This window comes from Algibacter sp. 2305UL17-15 (genome assembly GCF_040720935.1).
GTDB lineage: Bacteria > Bacteroidota > Bacteroidia > Flavobacteriales > Flavobacteriaceae > Jejuia.
Window position 1 is genome coordinate 107,359 of sequence record NZ_JBFDAE010000009.1, and the last position, 18,411, is coordinate 125,769.

Genomic DNA, 18,411 nt, shown 5'->3' on the forward strand with positions numbered 1-18,411 from the left:
AAATGAGTATACAGATTTCAGATTTTGGAAAATTATCAGGTGAGGTAATTAAGGAATATGCTTTAAAAAATGCCCATGGTGTTGAAGTGAAAATTTCAAATTATGGTGCAACGATTACCACTATAAAAGTACCGAATAGTAAAGGTGTTATAGAAAACATTGCTTGCGGGTTTGATACCCTTGATGGTTATTTCGGAAAGGATTATGTTGAAAATGCGCCTTATTTTGGAGGTACTATTGGTCGTTATTGTTCTCAAATTAAAGATGCTAAATTTTCATTGAACGGAAAAGAATACCAATTAGCAGACAACTGCGGCCCGAATAATTTACACGGTGGTGCTCTTGGGTTTGATAAAAAAATATGGACTGCTGAATCATTTGAAAATTCAAATGGTTCTGGCGTAAAAATGAAACTCAAAAGCAAAGACTTAGAAGAGGGCTTTCCTGGGGATGTTGCTATTGAGGTAACTTTCACTTTAACAGATGACAATGCATTAAATATTGATTACGTTGCGAAACCAGATCAAGACACACCTTTGTCATTAACCAATCACACGTATTTTAACCTGAATGCGTTTCACTCCAATGTAGAATGTCATAAAGCACAAGTTAATGCCAATGAAAAATTGGAATGTGATGATACCGGTGCTGCAACTGGAAAAACAATAAATGTTGAAGGAGCTGCTGATGATATGAGAAGCCCAAAGAAAATTGGCGATGCACATAAAGGCATGGGCGATGGCTTCGAGAATTTCTATATTCTTGATAATGAAAAAGCAGATTTTATTGAAGCTGCAAAAATTACCTGTCCAGATTCAGGACGTTCTTTAACGGTTTCGACTACAGAACCTTGCATGTTGTTGTACACCGGAAAATATACTTCAGATACTATAAAGCGTGAAAACGGAGAGCAGTACGGTAAGTACAGAGGTTTTTGTTGTGAAACACACCGCTATCCAAATGGGCCAAATATTGAAAATTCACCAAAGTCTATAACCAAGGCAGGCGAAACATTTAAGAGTACCACCCAGTTTAAATTCAACTGGTAACATTTATACTAACTAAACTAAATAATTATGATTGAAGGCGTTTTACTAGCAATTTTTGCGGGATTAATGTTGGGGCTCTATGCTCTTCCTGAAAAGTTTACCAAAGATTTTAAGTATGAAAATACTTGGAGTTTATTCTTTTTATTGACCATGTTCGTGGTGCCTATCATTGCATCAATTGCTTTAATAGATGGCTTTGGGGATATTTTTGGCAACATGCCAACAGATATTTGGATTAAAATGGGCTTGACAAGTTTCCTATGGGGAATAGGCGTAATGATGTGGGGTAAGGCCATAAACCATATTGGATTGTCTTTAGGGTTTTCATTATTTATAGGAACCATTATTCTAGTAGGTTCATTATTACCTTATTTAGAAGAAGCTTTACCTGCTATTAATGTATTAACAACAATCTTAATAGGCCTGTTTATCGTTTTAATTGGTGTATTTGCCAATGGTAAAGCTGGATTGATCAGGGAAAAAGATGAAGTTGATGCGGGCAAAGTAAAGGAAGAGGGCAAAGGTTCCATGGTTACGGGAATTTTAATTGCAGTAATAGGTGGTTTGTTGGCAACTGGTTTTAGTTATGCGAACGCGGCCGGAAGACCCTATTTACACGAAGCTTCCCAAGCAGCGGGCAATCCAGAATGGGTAACGGCAGTAGCGGTGATGTTTCCAATATTCATAAGTGGAGGTATTGTTATGACGGCTTATTTCCTATGGCAATTATCACAGAAAAAAGCGTGGGGAGAATTTAAAACCCCTGCATTTGGTAAAAACTTTGTGCTTATTTTAATTATGGCAGTATTCCATTACGCAGCTTCTGCTTTGTTTGCCTACGCGGCTTATAAATTAGGTGAGAGTGGAAACACAGTAGGATATGCCATTTTTAACACCGCTTGTGTAGTAACAGCAATAGTTAGTGGCATCATCACAAAAGAATGGGTTAAAGCATCGGGGAAGGCAAAAGGGTTTTTGTACTTCGGATTAACCTGTATGGTTTTAGGAATTCTTATCGTTGCTTACAGTAATAGTTTAAAATAAAAGAAGTTAATTATGAATAAAATAACAAAATTGTTGACCATGTGTGTTTGCGTTGCATTATTTTCATGTAATAATAAAGCAGAGTGCAATCACAAAGATCAAGATGAAAAGATGGAAGTTTCAGATGAAAAATTAGACCGTTTTGGAATTACCAACAGGGACTATTTGAGTGCCGCTTCAAAAAGAGCACTTGAGTGGAAATATGTTGAAAATGATTGGTATCGTGTATTTAACCCAATGCAACCGCTTAAGGGCGATTTGGCTTATGAAGAAGGTGTTGTCCGTCGTGATCCTTCAGCAATGATTAAGGAAAACGGGAAATACTATGTTTGGTATTCAAGGAGTACGGGAGAAACTGATGGTTTTGCTGGTGATATAGAAAACGATAAAGTTTTCCCATGGGACAGATGTGATATATGGTATGCCACTTCAGAGGATGGGTGGACTTGGAAAGAAGAGGGATTGGCTGTCCCAAGAGGTGAAAAAGGCGCTTATGACGATCGTTCTGTGTTTACAGTTGAGATTATGAAGCATGATGAGATATATTACCTGTGTTATCAAACCGTGAAATCGCCATATAATGTGCGTGTGAAAAACCAAGTTGGTTTAGCATGGTCCAATTCTCCTAACGGACCTTGGACAAAAAGTGCTGAGCCTATTTTAAGTCCAGCCGATAACGGCATCTGGAAAGGCGAGACTCAAAACCGTTTTATGGTTGAGAAAAAAGGTGATTTCGATTCCCATAAGGTACACGACCCTTGTATTATTCCTTTTAAAGGAAAATTCTATTTGTACTATAAAGGAGAACAAATGGGAGAAGAGATTCTATTTGGAGGGCGTCAAATTCGCCATGGTGTTGCTATTGCTGATCATCCAAAAGGCCCTTATGTAAAGTCTAAGTATAACCCGATTTCAAATTCAGGACATGAAATTTGTGTTTGGAAAACGCAAGGAGGCATAGCGTCTTTAATTACAACAGACGGGCCGGAAAGAAATACATTTCAATGGTCACCAGACGGCATTAATTTTGAAATTAGAGGTGCTGTAAAAGGCGCAAATATGCCACACGCTATTGGTTTGAATAGAACTTTGGATGCTCCGGACGACAATCCAACGCAGATTTTTGATTGGGGACTGTCCCATGTTTACAATAATTGGAATTACCAAAGCATTATGCGTTTTGATTCTGAACGTAAAACATCACATGCCGCTAAAGGAGAAGCAACTCCAGATGGAGAGAAAAAGAAGGATGTGCAAAAAGACAACTAATTATTAGTTAGTTTGAATTTAATAATTTTAAGACCATCTGAAAATTTCAGATGGTCTTTTTAATTGTGGAAATATTTTTATTTTATAAAAAAGTTTATAATAAAGGTCAAGATCTCTGCGAGGTATTTAAACATTACTGTTCGTAAGTTAATAATTTTTGACAAGCTGTTCCCCTCCCCATGCGCTCCGGGAGGCAGGTCGGAGGGGCTAGGGGGTGGGTTTCATTTCTTACGCCCCGTTAGTTGACTAGCCGGCTTGGGAATTAAAATGCGGTTTGGTTTTTAAATAAAAAACACACACTAACTCTTTTATATATGATCCCATTTTTTTTTTTTTGTCACTATTTTTTCTTCCGAACTCTAATGTTTTAAAATAATGAAGGTCTGTTTATTTATCCACATGTAAATTGATAAATATTAGTGTTTTAGTCTATTATATTATTTTTTACCATGTGCAGTCCCAAAAGCACTCATTTAGATTCTAAGCGTATCACTTTTTCAATTATACCATTATAGGTTATTACCAATTCCGCAGTATCTTTTTGGTTTTCTCCCAAGTGAACCACTTTTAAATAAGCACTTTCGTTGCTGCCTATTAATGTCAAGTCAAAATCATAGACAAGTTTAAACTGGTCTTTATCCTTTCCTGAAATAGAGATTGAATTAATAAAACTGCCAGTATCACCAGCCATATTTTTAATTTTAATGATTTCTAATTCACCATTTTCTATACATATTGTTTTTGGCCCCCTTAACTCACTCGGAACTATTTCTTGTCCTTTAGGAGCATCTTCATTGTAAACCTCCATATGTAATTGTCGTCCACCACCTCTCTTAGGAGAACCACCCGCAATATAAATCCCATTTCCAGAAACAATAGCCTGGGTCCCATGTCTAGGATAATTCATATCTGCTTTTGTTTCCCAAGTGTTGGTTTTTAAATTATAAGCTTCAACTATTTTATAAGCAGGTCCTTGTTTTTCTCCCTCACCTCCAATTACAAATAGAGCGTTATTAAATAATGCAACACTCGGAGCAGCACGAGGAGTAGGCAATGGTTTTATTAATGAAGACCATTGTTTAGTGTCAAAATCATAAACATCAACATCTGCTACTAAAGGTGCAAACACACCACCTTCGCCACCGGAATGTCGTCCACCAAGGGCATATAATTTATCATTTGCGGCAAGCGCACTAAAATGATCTCTAGCGTTGGGAGCATCATCTAGAATAGTCCATGTATTTCGTTGCGGATCGTATGCGTCAAACCAATTTACATAGCCACCATCATGGCCTATGGTGTTTCCGCCTACTAAATAAAATTTATCTTTATACACGACCAATCCAGCACCACCACGTCTTCTGTTTTTAGGGATTTCAGGGCCTTTAATCCATGTTTGGGTAGGTGGGAAGTACATCCAAATATAATCTGCCGGAATTTCTCTTGGGAATTTATTCGTTTTAAAACTGCCTATAACCCATACAAAACCTTCATAAAAAGTAGCCTGAAAGTGGTTAAACTCTTTTGGTGTCTTTCCACCAATGCTCCAAGTATCACTCTTAAAATCGTACATGTCTAGTTGCTGCGCGTTCTCTCTGCCACCAAACATGATGAATTTGTCTCCGGCCTGAACAAACGAACATTCATGACGCGCCGTGTAATTTTCGTTTTCATTTTTATCAATCCAGATGTCAGATTGTGCTATTACTAATTCTGTAAAACAAAAAGACGTTAAAATTAAAATGAATATAATTTGTTTCATGTTTTTTATTTGGAGATGCTCGCTTAAATGTTTCATTTAATAATTCTAGTATTTTAAAGTGAAAGTATAAAATTATAGGTAGATTTTAAAAGTAAAATATTAATTTGCTAATCACTTAACTTTAAAACTCATAAACTTCATGATAACGTTATTTAAAACCAATAGTAAACTATATGTTTTAATCGGGTTCTTTTTTTTGAATGTAGGTTTAATTCATTCACAAGGAGCTAAAACCACAATAACAGGCGAATTAAAAAAATGGCATAAGGTAACCTTAAGTTTTGAAGGTGAAGCATTAAGCGAAAACGATGAAGATAATCCGTTTTTGAATTATAGGTTAAATGTAATTTTCAAACATAAAAATAAAGTGATTACTGTTCCGGGTTTTTATGCTGCCGATGGTAGTGCAGGAGAAACTAGTGGCAAATCCGGTAAAATTTGGAAGGTTAGATTTATGCCAGACGAAGTTGGGGAATGGGCATACGAGGTGTTTTTTAGAAAAGGAAAAAACATTGCCATAAGTGATGCCATGTATGCAGGAGAGCCCACAGCTTTTAACGGAGCAAAAGGCACTTTTAATATCGTTGAAGCTGATAAAACAGGTTCTGGATTTCAAATAAAAGGGAGATTACAATATACAGGTGAACGCTATTTAAGATATGCAGACACAAAAGAGGCGTTTCTTAAAGGAGGAGCCGACAGTCCTGAAAATTTCTTAGGCTATTATGAATTCGATCAAACGCCACCTTCACATAAATACGAAGCACACGCTCAAGATTATAAATCAGGAGATCCCGCATGGCAAAACGGAAAAGGAAAAAATATTATAGGGGCTCTAAATTATTTAGCTTCAAAAGGGATGAATTCCGTCTATTTTTTAACCATGAACGTACAAGGTGATGGAAAAGATGTATGGCCGTGGACGGATGAAAATGAACGCTACCGTTTTGACTGTAGCAAGTTGGACCAATGGGAAATCGTCTTCGACCATATGGACAATCTCGGGTTGATGTTGCACATCGTAACCCAAGAAACCGAAAACGAATTGCTATTAGATATTGGAGAACTTAAAACACAGCGGAAATTATATTACAGGGAATTGATTGCGCGTTTTTCACATCATTTAGGGGTGACATGGAATTTAGGCGAAGAAAACGGATGGCAAAAATGGACGCCAAAAGCACAAACAGATGATGATAGAAAAGCGATGGCCCGCTATCTGAAAACTCACGATCCGTATAAAAATCTTGTGGTTTTGCACACTCATGCAGCAACCCATGCACAAGATTTATTTCTAACACCGCTTTTGGGATTTCAATATTTAGATGGCCCTTCTATGCAAACCCATCATCCACATGATGTTCATGATATTACTGCAAAATGGATTGAGGAATCTGGAAATTTTGGTCATCAATGGGTGGTAAGTCAAGATGAAATTGGGCCAGCAGATACAGGGGCAAAACCTGATAAAGACGATCCGGAACATAACGGTATTAGAGCTGAAGTTTTATGGGGGAATTTAATGGCAGGAGGTGCTGGGGTCGAGTGGTATTTTGGGTATAAATATGCGCACAATGATTTGAACTGTGAAGACTGGCGTTCAAGGGATGTGTTATGGGATCAAACCAGATATGCCTTGGCGTTTTTTAACACATATATTCCTTTTGAAAAAATGATAGCGCAGGATGATTTAACGGATAATACTCTTGATTATGTTTTAGCAGATGAAGGACATGCGTATGCCATTTATTTTCCGAAAGTTGAAGCTGTTCAATTGGATTTATCAGGATATAAAGGTAAGTTTTCTGTAAAATGGTATAATCCCAGAACTGGAGGAAATTTGCATTACGGAAGTAAAAAAACCATTAAAGGTGGTGCTAAAATTGCAATAGGGTTTCCTCCGTCCAAAGAAGGAGATTGGGTAGCTGTTGTTCAGAATAAAATAAGGAATAATACAAAAATAGCAACTACTGAAGGTATCGTTTTAAATGCCTTATCAGATTTTGAAATTGATGAAAGTGCCGATGTCGTTTACTATAAAGAAGCTAACAGAGCGACAGTTGCTATTAATGCAGCTAAGAAAAACCAACGCGGTAAATTTGCAGCTGCAAAAACCATTTTTAAAGGTAAAACAGGTATGTATTATGGTGTCTTACATGCAGTAGCAGAACATGATGGGGAATCTGTTTATATTCTTAAAATTAATAATGATAAGGTTAAAACTGTGGCAACTCCAGAGGTGGACGAATCTTTTAAAAGCGTAAAGTTACCATTAGGTGCTATTTATTTGAAGACGAATGATACTATAATAATGAGTTCTAAAGCACATTCCAACGGAAAAATCCCTGAAGACGATGAAACTGCTTGGTCTCGTGGCAGATGGAAATCTTTAGAGCTACATAAAAATAAAATACTTAAAAATAGGGGGTTGGAAGACGCCAAGGCTTTTGAAGAAACCAATAGTGTTTTTGAAATTGAAGCTGAAAATTATCATTTGAATAGTAATAATGGAAGTTTGCGCAAATGGTATAAACGCGTAAATAATGACAATCATAGTTTTGCTTCAGATAACCAAACAAACACAGCGAGTAATAATTCATATATTGAAGCATATCCAGATAGTAGAGTAACACATCAACATGATTTAATTCAAGGAGAAAACTTTTTTCCAGTTCCTGGAATGGGTGGTATGGTAGGGTATAAAGTCAATATTAAAAAGCCCGGGAAATATCGCGTTTGGGTTAAGGCTTTTTCTACTGGATCTGAAGACAATGGTTTGCATGTTGGTTTGGACGGACAATGGCCAGAAAGCGGACAGCGCATTCAATTATGTGAGGGAAAACATAAATGGACTTGGACTTCCGCACAACGTGTTCCTGAAAATCATTGTGGGATTCCTAAGACCATTTATTTAGATATTGAAGAGGCAGGAGCGCATATCATAACCTTTTCAATGCGAGAAGATGGTTTTAAATTTGATACGTTTATCTTGACTTCAGATTTAGAATATGCCCCTGAATAAATAATTGTTTTTTCGGTTTAATTATCAGATAATTAAAGACCTGACAGGTTTTGTGTCCGAAGTTTGGGACTGTCAGGTCTTAAATCTAAATTAAAATACTGAAATTAGTTCCCTAAAAGCGATAGGTTTTCAGTTGCAATTCTATCTCTTTGTGCTTTATTCAACCCGTGTTCATAATAATGCTCAGGTTTGTAATACACATGGTTATTTTTCATGCCGGGGTCGTTTATATTCTGGCTTAAATCACAATCAAAACGTGCTAGAACGGCGTGGTTTTTAGCCCAAGTAGTGACATTGGTAAAATGTGAAATTCCCCAAGTAATACCACGTCCGTCCTTCGTATCCGTAAATGCATCAGGAATATACGGCCCGCCGGCATTAGGTAATAAATTACTAATTGCAGCAATTTCGAAGTTTACACCGTCTTCAGCAAATTGAATGGTATTGCTTTCATTTCCATCACGAATTACTAAAGCTGCAATTCCATCTTTAAAAGGAAACATGGTTGTTTCATGCCCCGAATTCATTATGGGATTTAAAGGGTGTTTTTCAAAAGGGCCGAGTGGATCTTCGGCAATTGCTAAACCTTGCATTCTTATGATATTTTGTCCGTTAAAATCGGATTTATAGTATAAATAAATTTTTCCTTTGTAAACTATAGGATATGGATCATGGATAGAAAATTGATCCCATTCGCCTTCATTCCCATTAGAAACTACGATTTTGTTATGTGGTGTCCATGGGCCATCGGGAGAATCGGCATACGAAACGGCAACAGGACAATCGTCTCCACGTTTCCCGCTTACTTCCATAAAACCTTGGTAGTATAAATAATATTTTCCTTTCCATTCTAAGATATCAGTAGTGGTTACAGAACGCCAACCCACCTCTGGTTTTGGTGGTCTTGGAACAGCAACACCTTGCTCTTCCCATGTAAATCCATCTTTAGAAGTGGCATACCAAATTTCAGATAGGTCCCAATCTGCAGAAGGAATTTCATCCGTAGCCTTGTCGGCATTACTAGTGCCAACTGGAGGTGTTTTTGTATTCCGATAGGTATAATAAACATAGTATTTTCCGTTATAAAAGATGACTTTAGAAGGGTCTCTTCTGGAAATTGTCCCGTCATGATTACTGTAGTCAAAACCTTTTAGTTCGGTATATTTAAACTGGGAATACAACTCATTATCTTGAGGCGTTGGCCCCAGATAGGCATCGTAATTTCTTTCTAAAGCGCTACTTAAAGGGATGTCCGGTTTTTGCATGGGCAATTCATATGGAAACCCTTTGGTTGTTTTTGAAGTAGTATTTGTTGCTACTTCGTTTTCATTATTTTTTTTGGAATTTGTTTCACAGTTTAATAGAAACAAGGGTAATGCTAGAATTAAAATGGTTTGTTTTAACGACATAGTTGATGTATAATGTTTAGAATTTTTACTAATATAAATTATTTTTGCTTCCAATGTCTGAAATATTTCACATGGTATTGGCCATTTAAACGGTTGTTGTCAGGAAGTGCGCCAAACCATTTATTGGATTCACAATTAAAGTTGACTTCTAGCGGTTGGTGCCAATGGGTGTTTTTTGCTTCTCTAAACAAGATACCATCAATATAAAACCGAATGTAATCTTTGGTCCATTCCAATCCCCAAACATGGTAATCTGCTTGTAATTCTTCAGGAAAATAATACTTTTTATTTCTTGAAAAATGGGTTTTTACATCGCCTTTATCTTTGGGTGCTTTAAATACATGGATGTTTGAGTTGAGGTCATGCCGGTTATATTCTAATCCCGGAGCATTTTCGCAAATATCAATTTCTGTCCACCAGTTTGTGGAAACATTCGTCATCCAAAACCCAGAAACCCATGGGGCATCCATCAATTTTGCTTCAGCTTCAAAATAACCGTATAAAAATTTGTTTTTACTTTTGATAAATCCGGTAGAGTGCGTAAAACCTTCAGGTAGTTTTTCGTTACCATGTTTATTGACTCTAATGACCAATTCGCCATCTTCTAAACTCACGTTAGAACCATGAAAATACGTTGGCGGTCTGCCTTTCCATTTCGGATTGTTTGGATACCATTTGGTTTGGTTCAATTTTTTGGTTTCAAATTCATCTGAATATTTTTTGAGTAATTTCCATTGCCCAGAGTTGTTTTGGTCTGAAAGCGGAAATTTATCATTGTGTCTCACAATTGCTTTCTCCAGATTTACGGAATCGGTGTAATTTTTCTTCGGAATGGTTAAATCCTGAGAATAGCTAAGATTTATTAGCAGAAGAAAAAAGCATATTATAGGTAATCGTTTTGATTTTAGTTTCATTTGAAATAATTAATATGAAGTAAAACTAAATGAATTCATTTTTAATAAAGGACAAGGATGTTTTTATTTACGGAACAAAACGTTAATTTATAAAATAGTAAAATCGTTTTGATGGTTGAACTAATCCCGCTTTTTCTTCAGCGGGATCTCAGGTTTAGTTTAATGCCTTGAAGCTTGCTTCGGAATGGAAAAAGGTTTTTCCGCTGAATACCTTGTGGGCTTGTCCGGAGGATATGTATTGGTTTTGAGCGGTAGGTTAAACATCAGAGAATCATCTATAAATACAGTTTAAGTAAGCCAAATCTAAAATTTATCATAAATGTAGATTCCCCTCTTTTTTTATGCACTTAATTTCGTTACTTTTGCCGACAATTAAAAACAAAACAAGACTATGAAATTAATTAAATTATCAATCTTAGCACTTATAATGAGTTTTGCATCATGCACGAACAAACCGGGAGCGGTCTCTAAAGATGCATTAAAAACTGAAATAGATTCAGTAAGTTATGCAATAGGGATGGATGTTGGAAATAGCGTTGGAGCTAATTTTGAAGATATCAATAACGATTTGTTTATGGCTGGATATTTAAATGTAGTTGATTCTTCGGATGTATTAATGGACAAAACAGCAGCTTCGGGATTAGTACAGGCATACTTTCAGAAAAATCGTGAGAAGATAATGAAAAGACAGCAAGAGCTTGCAGCAAAAAAAGCTGAAAAAGAATTTGCACCTATTAAAGCAGAAGGTGAAAAATTCTTAAAAGATAATGTTGCTAATGAGGGCGTGATGACTACGGATAGCGGTTTACAATATATTGTGCTTGAAGAAGGTGATGGTGCAAAACCAACTCCTGTCGATAAAGTTAAAGTACACTACCACGGTACGTTAATTGACGGAACTGTTTTTGATAGCTCTGTAGATAGAGGTACACCAGCTGAGTTTGGAGTAACACAAGTTATTCCAGGATGGACAGAGGGTTTACAGTTAATGTCTGTTGGTTCAAAGTATAAATTCTTTGTGCCTCAAGAATTAGCTTATGGCGCAACTCCAAGAGGTGGTGCAATCAAACCATTTTCTATGTTGATTTTTGATGTGGAATTATTAGAAATAGTTAAGTAAAGGATAGAACTCCTAAAGAGATTAAAAACAGGAAGTATGTAGATGCTTCCTGTTTTTTTGTTTAATAAGTTTTCGTTATCGGTTTAGGTTGTAACTTTGCAAATAGAAAAGAAGTGTAATATGAATCATAAAGCAGGTTTTGTTAATATAATTGGTAACCCTAATGTGGGTAAATCTACTTTGATGAATGCGTTTGTAGGCGAAAAATTATCTATTATAACCTCGAAAGCACAAACTACCAGACATCGTATTTTAGGCATTGTAAATGGTGACGATTTTCAAGTGGTTTTAAGTGATACCCCCGGAATTATAAAACCAGCATATGAGCTGCAGGAATCTATGATGGATTTTGTAAAATCTGCCTTTGAAGATGCCGATATTCTAATTTATATGGTCGAGATTGGCGAACAAACTCTAAAAGATGAAACCTTCTTCAAGAAAATAACAAATTCTAAAATTCCTGTTTTACTGCTTTTGAATAAAATAGATACTTCAAATCAAGAGCAGTTGGAAAGTCAAGTACAACTTTGGACCCAAAAAGTGCCAAATGCAGAAATTTTTCCAATTTCAGCTTTAGAAGGTTTTAATGTTAAGGAAGTTTTTAATCGTATTATTGATTTATTACCAGAGTCGCCGGCTTTTTATCCAAAAGATCAATTAACAGATAAGCCAGAACGTTTTTTTATCAACGAAACAATTAGAGAAAAAATCCTAATGCATTACAAAAAGGAAATACCGTACGCCGTTGAAATCGATACCGAAGAGTTTTTTGAAGAAGACCATATTATAAAAATTCGTTCGGTAATTATGGTAGAGCGCGAAACGCAAAAAGGGATTATTATCGGTCATAAAGGGAGTGCCTTAAAACGAGTAGGAGTAGAAGCTAGAAAAGATTTGGAAATATTCTTCGATAAAAAAATTCACTTAGAGCTTTATGTGAAAGTGAACAAAAATTGGCGTAGCAATCAAAACCAATTGAAGCGTTTTGGCTATACTAAGAAGTAAAATAATTTAGTTGTTTCTTCTTTAAATAGCACTTTTTTGTTTTAAAATGTTGTTCATAACTTCATGGAGTTTCATCATTTCCTTTTTGCTGGAATCTCTACCTATTCTTCCAGCAAAATATAAACCAAACCACAGAATAACCATTAACAGCATTAAGCCAATTTGTATTGCGAAGTCAGTATGTAATCGCCAATTGGTATAGGCCCAAATTCCGAAAGCAATAAAAAGCGTAGCTACCATAAAATGAAGGAACATAAATAGGGTCCAAATTGTTGGATTAGGCCCAAATAATCCGTGCAATAAGCTGGAGCTTTCATCAACTTCGTCAATTTCAAGATGCAATTGTGGCGACCAAAAGTGTTGGTCTTTCTTTAGATACTTAATAAAAACATGATTGTCTATTCTTGTCACATTAAAATCCTTTTGGGATGTTTTTAAATCCTCAAAACGTTTTAAAACGGACGCATTGTTTTCCTTTAATTCAATCTTAAAACGAGGTCTTAATACAATATCATTTTTAACAGACATATCTTTGTGTTTACTTAGGGAATTTACTATTTTTTCTTCAATATTAAACACTACCTTTGCAGCCAATTTAAGGATTATGAGTAATATAGTAGCCATTGTAGGAAGACCAAATGTTGGAAAATCAACATTTTTCAATCGTTTAATTCAAAAACGGGAAGCAATCGTTGATGCTGTGAGTGGCGTAACAAGAGATCGCCATTATGGTAAAACCGATTGGAACGGCAGAGAGTTTTCTTTAATCGATACAGGTGGGTACGTTAAAGGAAGTGATGATGTTTTTGAAGCTGAAATCGACAAGCAGGTGGAGTTGGCAATAGACGAAGCAGATGCTATAATTTTTATGGTTGATGTAGAATCTGGAGTTACAGGAATGGATGAAGATGTTGCGAAATTGTTGAGAAAAGTTTCCAAACCAGTTTTTTTGGTGGTCAATAAAGTTGATAATGGCAAACGAGCAGAAGATGCAGTAGAGTTTTATTCATTGGGATTGGGCGATTATTATACCGTTGCAAGTATTAATGGCAGCGGCACGGGAGAATTATTGGATGCTTTAGTTGAAGCGCTTCCAGAAAAGGAAGAGGTTGTAGAAGAAGATCTACCGAGGTTTGCTGTAGTAGGGAGGCCAAATGCGGGTAAGTCATCCTTTATTAACGCTTTAATAGGGCAGGATAGATACATTGTTACAGATATTCCGGGCACAACACGAGATGCTATTGACACAAAATATAATCGTTTTGGTTTTGAGTTTAATTTGGTAGATACTGCTGGTATTAGAAGAAAATCCAAAGTTAAGGAAGATTTAGAGTTTTATTCCGTAATGCGAAGTGTGCGTGCCATTGAGTATAGCGATGTCTGTTTATTGGTTTTAGATGCAAATAGAGGTTTTGACGGACAGGTTCAAAATATTTTTTGGTTAGCAGAGCGTAATAAAAAGGGTATTGTGGTTTTAGTTAACAAATGGGATTTGGTGGAGAAAGACCATAAATCTGTCAAAGAATTCGAAAAAGCGATTAGAAAAGAAATGGAACCTTTTACAGATGTGCCTATTGTTTTCATTTCAGCATTAACAAAACAGCGTATTTTTAAAGCGATTGAAACAGCGGTTGAGGTCTATAAAAATCGGTCTAAAAAGATTAAGACAAGTAAGTTGAATGAGGTGCTGTTGCCAATTATTGAGCATTATCCACCACCAGCATATAAAGGTAAATTTGTAAAGATTAAATACATCATGCAGTTACCTACACCAACGCCACAATTTGCATTTTTCTGTAATTTACCCCAGTACGTACAAGATTCCTATAAACGTTATTTAGAAAATAAACTACGTGAGAATTTTGGGTTTCATGGAGTGCCTATTAGTGTTTATATGCGGAAGAAGTAGGTTTGTTATTGAGGTTTTATAAATTTAAAGTTCAGACAGAAAATTAGAGCATTCTAATCTGATATACTCTATTTCAGAAGAAGGGATTTTTATTTGTTTTTTTAAGATTTTATTGGCCATATAAACTGCATTTTTAGTTTTTCCGTGGAGTTTATAGAGCAAAAATAATTTATAATTAGGAACAAATTTTTTGGGTAACATATTAATTGCTTTTTTGTAATAAAACTCAGCTTCTTCAAAATTTTCAGTTTTTTGACAATCGCCTAGAAGTTCCCATATATAATGCTCGTTATAAAATTTGCTTGCTTTTAGTAAAATAGGTTTGCCTATTTTACATTTTCCTTCCTCACTTATCGAAGCACCGTAGTTAAATAAGAAAAACCCATTATTGCCTAAACTTTTATTTGCTATTTTAAAATGCCGAATAGATGTGTTTAAATTGCCTCCAAATGCTTCACTTTTTGATAAACTCCAAGAAGAGTAGGCTTTAATCGTATTTCTGCTCCAAAACATTCCAATTATAATCGCTAAGCTTAATACAGTAAGTTTTAAACCGTAATGTGAATTTTTAGAATAGATAGTAGAAAAATAGTTTCTTGTTAAAAATAGCAGCGTACAAAGTATAATTAATAAGGGTAGCTCATTTAAAGGATATGAAAATTGAGACATTAATAAGAAATTAAGTAATAATGCCGAAAGTAGTACCGTTTCTCTATTCTTGATTTTATACAAATTATAAAGTATGATAGTAATTAAAATTATCACTAATAAAAATCCAATGACTCCAGTTTCAACAAACAACTGTATAAATTCATTAAACGCAAAATTTATCGTATCCGCAAGTAATGCTTCCTTAGAATTATGAGAAACCAATGCAAAGTATTCACTTTGATGCTCCATGTAAACTGGCTGAAAGTTCCCAAAGCCAATACCTGTCAAAAAATTATCTTTTATAATCTTTAAAGAGATTTTCCAAATAAAAAACCGTCCTAAAATGGAATCTGTATTTAGGTTTATTAGGAATAAACTACTGATAATTCCAATTCCAGAAAAGAACAAAAAGACAAACTTTTTTTTCAGTTTATGCTGATATTTACAATAGAGGGAGTATAAGAGTACAAATAAACAACACAATACTGCTGTTCGAGATTTTGATAAGATGATTACTGCTACAAATAAAAAAGAAAGCAAAAATAAAATGTATTTATTTAGTTTTCCTATTGGGTAAAAGAGTAATAATCCACTACCAAGAGTAAAGCCAAAGGATAAAAAACAGGCAAATGGAGCTGGATTTGAAAAATGACCTTTTACGTAAAAAAAACGCTCACTAAGGGGTACTGATAAATTACCAAAATATTGCATTAATCCTACTAGGCTTTCAAAAAGAAAAGCTGTTAAAAATATAATAATTAAATCCTTAACTTGTTTATTGTCTTTAAAAAAACCACCTCCTAAGTAGTAATATAATAGAAAAAATAGGGATATAACAAAAAACTTAGTTGTATCGAAATAATTGGGTTTTAATAAGATTGTGAAGAAAATATAAATAAAAAATACACCTAGCACTATATCTATGCTCTTAATTTTTATGCAGAATTCTTTATAAAATAGACTTACTAATGCTAATAAAGATAAAGCGCCAATTAGTGCTATTTCTTTGCCTAAAAATGCGCCATTTGGAAGCCAATTAAAGTTAGTTACGAGCGTAGATAGAATAAAAACACCAAAAATAATGAGTCTAATCTTCAAAGTAAGTGCTTATATTATCGTGGTTTAAAAATAATTGTTTGCTGTTATGATATATAAACGGTAGTTCTTCTTTTCCTTTTGTGAGATTTGATAGCCAGTAAATTGTGTTTGATGGTAAGTTCTCAAATGTTAAATAGTTGTATTTTGATTTCTTTACCCTATGGGTTTTCCATCCGTTATCATAATAAGATAGTTTATAGGTGTCTCTATAATTAACATAGTTATTAGCATTTCTGAACGCAAACCGAATTTTATCAATACGTTTTGGGGTTTCAAAATTTAATCCTATCCTGAAGTTGTTGGTAAACGTTTCTATGTTTCCGTCTAAACAATTATCACGGGTGTTATTAGTGCTCCATTTTTTTGGTATATCTTCAATTTTAGAATATGTTTTTATTTCATGAGCTAATACTTTGTCAGAAGGTTTTGTAATATAAGGTCTAGTACCTAATGATATGGAATCTGTGGGTGCTTTTCTTGTAAAACACTCAAATATTGACAAATAAGAAACTGCGTTATTTTGAGTTTTAAAGCGCGCATATTTGTATCTACTTTTACTCGTTATATTAATGTCATAAACTATAGGTAGAGGCGTTTCTTTAAGTTCATATAAGGTTTCTTCATCTGAAAAGTCTGGTTTATTTGCACCAGTAAATTTTGCGCCTTTTAAAAGTTCTAACCATTTTTTTAAATGTTCCTTTTGAGGATATTTTTCATTGACCAGAATTGTAGTTTTACTGTTATTATTTGGATTAAAATAGTGTCTGTTTCCATGTTTTGATACGTAAAATGGGTTCCCTACGGGAGAAAAGACATCGTTATTAAAAAATCCAAAAATATAAGTTGCGTTTACAGGCACTTTATCAAACTGTACTGTTTTGGTCTTTTTATTTATGTTTCCCCATGCTACAGGTTTCCAATGTTGTGATGCGAATATGGACAAATACGCTAAATTTTTGTTTTGAGGCATAGCGTCTATTGGAATATTTAATGTAACTGTATTATGGTACTGGTCACTAACATCTTTTAAAAATGGAGTATCTAAATATTTAGGTACAGTCTCTTTGTTGTCTTTTATAAAATAGGGCGTGTCCTTTTGCTCTTCATAGGTTTTCTTGTAAACTTTTGAAGCCCTTTTATAAAAGAGAGAATCGCCTAAATTTTGCCATTGTGGCGAAAAAGGATGATACACTCCATTTTCATCACGAGAGGCGCACCAAGTGTGTCCGCCGTCTCTATTTAGCCAATTAGGTGTTTGATGGATTTCGGTTGGAATACCACAATCGTTCAATATATTGGCCGTCCAATTTGCTTGTGTCTCACAACTTAATTTCTCCCATTTTAACACATTGTAAAACCCTAAATCGTCTTTAAAATCTACCAAGCCAGTTAAAAATCGCACTTTAGACACATAAAAATTAAAACGCTCAATAACTTTGTTTAGTGTATTTAATGAGTCTACTGTAATAAATTTGTGTAGTAGCGTTCTATTGAAAGTAGTCGATAACTTTAATTGCTCTCCGTCCAAATATCTGTAAGGGAGTATAGTATGTTTAAACTCTTGAAAAGACATATTTTTGCAAAACCTAGAGTTTTTCCAAACATAAAAAGCATTATCTGTATGTGTAATGAGTTGATTTTTGGTTATCGTTTCAACATCATAAATAGTATCGTAGCTTACTGATAATTCTGGAGCCTTATCCAAAATTTTAGGGATAACTGTTTTGGTAGCAAACTTTAGGAAATTAATATTTGTAGTGGGTTTTGTTTGTGTTAATTCATGTTTGTAATTGTACTTCGCTTGATGGTCTACTTCATTAAAAACAGCTTGATGTACAGGAATAGGGTTTATTGTTTTAGAGTTTGCATAATGCAAACCCATATTGTTAATTAAAAATCTAGCTGCTACATATTTTAAACTATCCTTTTTTTTAAAATGATCTATTACTCTTAAAAGTTCTTTGCTGTTATTGCCTGTGCTCTCAGGTATAATCCTCTTACTTTTTGTGCAACTTAAAATTAAAAATATAAGCACTAAACCCCTTAAGCTTTTTAAGGGGTTTAGTGCTTCAAATGTGTAGGTCATAATTAATTTATTTTTAAGAATTATATTTATTACATAAATATAAACTCAATTATTAAGTTGGACAATACTCATA

13 protein-coding genes are annotated in these 18,411 nt (G+C 34.7%); 7 read left to right on the plus strand and 6 right to left on the minus strand.

The window, feature by feature from the left end; all coding sequences use genetic code 11:
• Nucleotides 1-2: 2 nt before the first annotated feature.
• The 3 genes from ABXQ82_RS11385 to ABXQ82_RS11395 are packed head-to-tail and all read left to right on the plus strand — an operon-like array spanning nucleotide 3 to nucleotide 3,362.
• Complete coding sequence (locus tag ABXQ82_RS11385) at nucleotides 3-1,049, plus strand: aldose epimerase family protein (RefSeq protein WP_367059397.1); 1,047 nt, start codon at nucleotides 3-5, stop codon at nucleotides 1,047-1,049.
• Nucleotides 1,050-1,076: 27 nt separating this feature from the next.
• Complete coding sequence (locus tag ABXQ82_RS11390; RefSeq protein ID WP_367059400.1) at nucleotides 1,077-2,093, plus strand: L-rhamnose/proton symporter RhaT; 1,017 nt, start codon at nucleotides 1,077-1,079, stop codon at nucleotides 2,091-2,093.
• Between the two features lie 12 nt (nucleotides 2,094-2,105).
• Nucleotides 2,106-3,362 carry a family 43 glycosylhydrolase gene (locus ABXQ82_RS11395; protein ID WP_367059402.1) on the plus strand — a complete coding sequence of 419 codons (1,257 nt, stop codon included), beginning with the start codon at nucleotides 2,106-2,108 and terminating at the stop codon, nucleotides 3,360-3,362.
• Between the two features lie 469 nt (nucleotides 3,363-3,831).
• On the opposite strand, the gene ABXQ82_RS11400 is transcribed toward ABXQ82_RS11395, so the two are convergent.
• Nucleotides 3,832-5,124, minus strand: coding sequence for a kelch repeat-containing protein (locus ABXQ82_RS11400; RefSeq protein ID WP_367059405.1), 1,293 nt, complete (start codon nucleotides 5,122-5,124; stop codon nucleotides 3,832-3,834).
• Nucleotides 5,125-5,263: 139 nt separating this feature from the next.
• Here ABXQ82_RS11400 and ABXQ82_RS11405 point away from each other — a divergent pair, with 139 nt between their 5' ends.
• Entirely contained in the window at nucleotides 5,264-8,146 is a 2,883-nt protein-coding gene (locus tag ABXQ82_RS11405) for a DUF5060 domain-containing protein (RefSeq protein WP_367059408.1), read from the plus strand.
• Between the two features lie 104 nt (nucleotides 8,147-8,250).
• Here ABXQ82_RS11405 and ABXQ82_RS11410 read toward each other — a convergent pair whose 3' ends face one another.
• Both ABXQ82_RS11410 and ABXQ82_RS11415 read right to left on the minus strand, forming a co-directional pair.
• Nucleotides 8,251-9,555 carry a family 43 glycosylhydrolase gene (locus ABXQ82_RS11410; RefSeq protein WP_367059411.1) on the minus strand — a complete coding sequence of 435 codons (1,305 nt, stop codon included), beginning with the start codon at nucleotides 9,553-9,555 and terminating at the stop codon, nucleotides 8,251-8,253.
• Between the two features lie 38 nt (nucleotides 9,556-9,593).
• Nucleotides 9,594-10,469, minus strand: a complete 876-nt coding sequence (locus ABXQ82_RS11415; RefSeq protein ID WP_367059414.1) for a family 16 glycosylhydrolase — start codon at nucleotides 10,467-10,469, stop codon at nucleotides 9,594-9,596.
• A 391-nt stretch (nucleotides 10,470-10,860) separates the two neighbouring features.
• On the opposite strand from ABXQ82_RS11415, the gene ABXQ82_RS11420 reads away from it, so the two are divergent.
• The gene (locus ABXQ82_RS11420; protein WP_367059417.1) at nucleotides 10,861-11,589 is read left to right on the plus strand and encodes an FKBP-type peptidyl-prolyl cis-trans isomerase; all 729 of its coding nucleotides are present in this window, start codon (nucleotides 10,861-10,863) and stop codon (nucleotides 11,587-11,589) included.
• Between the two features lie 120 nt (nucleotides 11,590-11,709).
• Nucleotides 11,710-12,594, plus strand: coding sequence for a GTPase Era (gene era / locus ABXQ82_RS11425; protein ID WP_367059420.1), 885 nt, complete (start codon nucleotides 11,710-11,712; stop codon nucleotides 12,592-12,594).
• Between the two features lie 21 nt (nucleotides 12,595-12,615).
• Here the strand turns inward: era and ABXQ82_RS11430 are convergent, their stop codons facing one another.
• Nucleotides 12,616-13,122 (minus strand): GTP-binding protein, encoded by a 507-nt coding sequence (locus ABXQ82_RS11430; protein WP_367059423.1) that lies wholly within the window; start codon nucleotides 13,120-13,122, stop codon nucleotides 12,616-12,618.
• A 76-nt stretch (nucleotides 13,123-13,198) separates the two neighbouring features.
• Between ABXQ82_RS11430 and der the strand changes: the two genes are divergently transcribed.
• Nucleotides 13,199-14,503: a ribosome biogenesis GTPase Der gene (der, locus tag ABXQ82_RS11435; RefSeq protein WP_367059426.1), complete on the plus strand. Its 1,305-nt coding sequence runs from the start codon at nucleotides 13,199-13,201 to the stop codon at nucleotides 14,501-14,503.
• Between the two features lie 24 nt (nucleotides 14,504-14,527).
• Here the strand turns inward: der and ABXQ82_RS11440 are convergent, their stop codons facing one another.
• Together ABXQ82_RS11440 and ABXQ82_RS11445 are read right to left on the minus strand one after the other, a co-directional pair.
• Nucleotides 14,528-16,252, minus strand: a complete 1,725-nt coding sequence (locus ABXQ82_RS11440; RefSeq protein WP_367059429.1) for an O-antigen ligase family protein — start codon at nucleotides 16,250-16,252, stop codon at nucleotides 14,528-14,530.
• Nucleotides 16,242-18,338 (minus strand): hypothetical protein, encoded by a 2,097-nt coding sequence (locus tag ABXQ82_RS11445; protein ID WP_367059432.1) that lies wholly within the window; start codon nucleotides 18,336-18,338, stop codon nucleotides 16,242-16,244. Before ABXQ82_RS11445 ends, ABXQ82_RS11440 begins: the two co-directional genes overlap by 11 nt.
• Nucleotides 18,339-18,411 lie beyond the last annotated feature (73 nt).

Excerpts from the sequence above, each read along its gene's own strand:
- der (WP_367059426.1), top strand. The coding sequence starts at position 13,199 with ATGAGTAATATAGTAGCCATTGTAGGAAGACCAAATGTTGGAAAATCA.
- ABXQ82_RS11390 (WP_367059400.1), top strand. The coding sequence starts at position 1,077 with ATGATTGAAGGCGTTTTACTAGCAATTTTTGCGGGATTAATGTTGGGG.
- ABXQ82_RS11415 (WP_367059414.1), bottom strand. The coding sequence starts at position 10,469 with ATGAAACTAAAATCAAAACGATTACCTATAATATGCTTTTTTCTTCTG.
- era (WP_367059420.1), top strand. The coding sequence starts at position 11,710 with ATGAATCATAAAGCAGGTTTTGTTAATATAATTGGTAACCCTAATGTG.
- ABXQ82_RS11395 (WP_367059402.1), top strand. The coding sequence starts at position 2,106 with ATGAATAAAATAACAAAATTGTTGACCATGTGTGTTTGCGTTGCATTA.
- ABXQ82_RS11420 (WP_367059417.1), top strand. The coding sequence starts at position 10,861 with ATGAAATTAATTAAATTATCAATCTTAGCACTTATAATGAGTTTTGCA.
- ABXQ82_RS11385 (WP_367059397.1), top strand. The coding sequence starts at position 3 with ATGAGTATACAGATTTCAGATTTTGGAAAATTATCAGGTGAGGTAATT.
- ABXQ82_RS11405 (WP_367059408.1), top strand. The coding sequence starts at position 5,264 with ATGATAACGTTATTTAAAACCAATAGTAAACTATATGTTTTAATCGGG.
- ABXQ82_RS11445 (WP_367059432.1), bottom strand. The coding sequence starts at position 18,338 with ATGACCTACACATTTGAAGCACTAAACCCCTTAAAAAGCTTAAGGGGT.
- ABXQ82_RS11400 (WP_367059405.1), bottom strand. The coding sequence starts at position 5,124 with ATGAAACAAATTATATTCATTTTAATTTTAACGTCTTTTTGTTTTACA.
- ABXQ82_RS11430 (WP_367059423.1), bottom strand. The coding sequence starts at position 13,122 with ATGTCTGTTAAAAATGATATTGTATTAAGACCTCGTTTTAAGATTGAA.
- ABXQ82_RS11410 (WP_367059411.1), bottom strand. The coding sequence starts at position 9,555 with ATGTCGTTAAAACAAACCATTTTAATTCTAGCATTACCCTTGTTTCTA.